At 50.3% G+C, this 1,607-nt stretch carries 2 protein-coding genes and 1 pseudogene; 2 read left to right on the top strand and 1 reads right to left on the bottom strand.

Features of this window, described 5'->3' with window-relative positions; translation table 11 throughout:
• Positions 1 to 144 precede the first annotated feature (144 nt).
• Positions 145 to 828 (top strand): transposase, encoded by a 684-nt coding sequence (locus tag PMI35_RS34210; protein ID WP_008064074.1) that lies wholly within the window; start codon positions 145 to 147, stop codon positions 826 to 828.
• Here the strand turns inward: PMI35_RS34210 and PMI35_RS34750 are convergent.
• Complete coding sequence (locus tag PMI35_RS34750; protein WP_157295786.1) at positions 815 to 1,024, bottom strand: hypothetical protein; 210 nt, start codon at positions 1,022 to 1,024, stop codon at positions 815 to 817. The genes PMI35_RS34210 and PMI35_RS34750 overlap by 14 nt on opposite strands.
• 255 nt (positions 1,025 to 1,279) lie before the next feature.
• Between PMI35_RS34750 and PMI35_RS06455 the strand changes: the two are divergent.
• Positions 1,280 to 1,607: pseudogene (locus PMI35_RS06455) on the top strand (RHS repeat-associated core domain-containing protein); the annotation flags it as partial.

Here is a 1,607-nt window from a genome sequence, read left to right as displayed (position 1 = left end):
AAAAGGGGACAGATTTATTTAAGCGCCACGCACAACAATGAAGCGATAGATTTGCTTACAACAAACAGGAGTGATTCTTTCCGCTACGACTAGACTCTCCCCTTCATCGCAAGGACGTAGAAATATGCAAGAATCGGACGCGTAGTGCTGCCTAACTACCCCCACCACATTGTACAGCGGGGTCACAATCGGCAGGTCGTATTCGCTGATGCCCGTGATTTTGAGTACTACCTCTCAGACCTACGCGAGTTAAAAGAGGCCCTCGGCTTGAGGGTGTACGCCTATTGCTTAATGACCAATCATGTCCATCTTTTACTCTCACCTGGCGACACGCCCGCAAGCTTAGGACGACTGATGAAAGCGCTCGCCGCTCGCATGACTCGTTATCGAAATAGGCTGGAAGGACGCTCAGGCACTCTATGGGAGAGTCGTTACAAGTCCAGCATCGTTCAATCGGACACTTATCTTCTGGCGTGCAGCCGATACATTGAGCTAAACCCCGTAAGAGCTCACATTGTGTTAAAAGCGGAACACTATCCGTGGTCAAGCTATAGTCTTCGTGTAGTAGAGCCAACAGAAAACAACTGGCTGGACATTGATCCATGCTTTGAAGCACTTGGCTCAACAGAACTCGTTCGACGAGAACGCTATAAAGAATTTGTAGAGCAGGTTGCTCCGAATGGAGAACTGGACCTAATCAGAAGTGCGCTACAGCGAGGACAACTGACAGGATCCTCACGCTTTGTCGAAGAAATAGAGCAAATCACAGGGCTTCGAATAACAAGTCGAGGCCAAGGCAGACCAACGAAAAACCTCAACAAAGATTAGCAAAATGGTCAGAATCTGCTCCTTTCAATGTAAAAAAATTCGCCCCATTTTCTTGCCATTTTTCTTCCTTTAAATAAATCCCCACTTTTCCTTTCTTTCTCCCTGTTAAATAAATCTGTGCCCTTTTCGCTCCTTTCCGGTCTGTCCCTTTTCGGTGGTCAAATAAATCTGTCCCCTTTTCGCGCTCGGTGGTCAAATAAATCTGTCCCCTTTTCGCGCGGCTCCCACACCGTTTCGTGTCTATTGCTGATTTCGCGATTACCCCAATCACTGTAGGAGCGAGGCTTGCCCGCGAAGAGGCCGGCACTGCCACCGAGCATCTCGCAAATCACACAAACGACCCGCAAATCGAAGACGCAACCCCAGCACACCTATCAGTTCTGCTAGTTCCCAACTTTTGTAAAGAGGCCAATACTGAGCTCCCACACTTCGGACCTTGGGGTAACCACCCATGACATCATCACCGCGCGAAACCGATCTCTGCCACTACTACTACTACTACGACCCCCTCGATCGCGTGATCAGTCATGCACTGGCAGACACCCCCGGGCGCCAGCGCTTCTACTGTAAAAGCAGGCTGACCACCGAGATACAGGGTGCGATGCGCTACTCAATCGTCCAGCAAGATGACCAGTTGTTGGCGCAACAACGACGCGAGGGTGATGCTCCTGAAACCACGCTGCTGGCTACCGATCAGCAGCGTTCGGTGCTGCAGACGGTCAAGGCCAATCATCGTAAGCGCTCCATGAACCCCACACACATTCAAAGTCACCACTTGA

It is taken from the genome of Pseudomonas sp. GM78 (assembly GCF_000282475.1).
Lineage (GTDB): Bacteria > Pseudomonadota > Gammaproteobacteria > Pseudomonadales > Pseudomonadaceae > Aquipseudomonas.
Note: the sequence above shows the minus strand (reverse complement) of the source record. Positions and strands in the feature narration are given on the sequence as shown.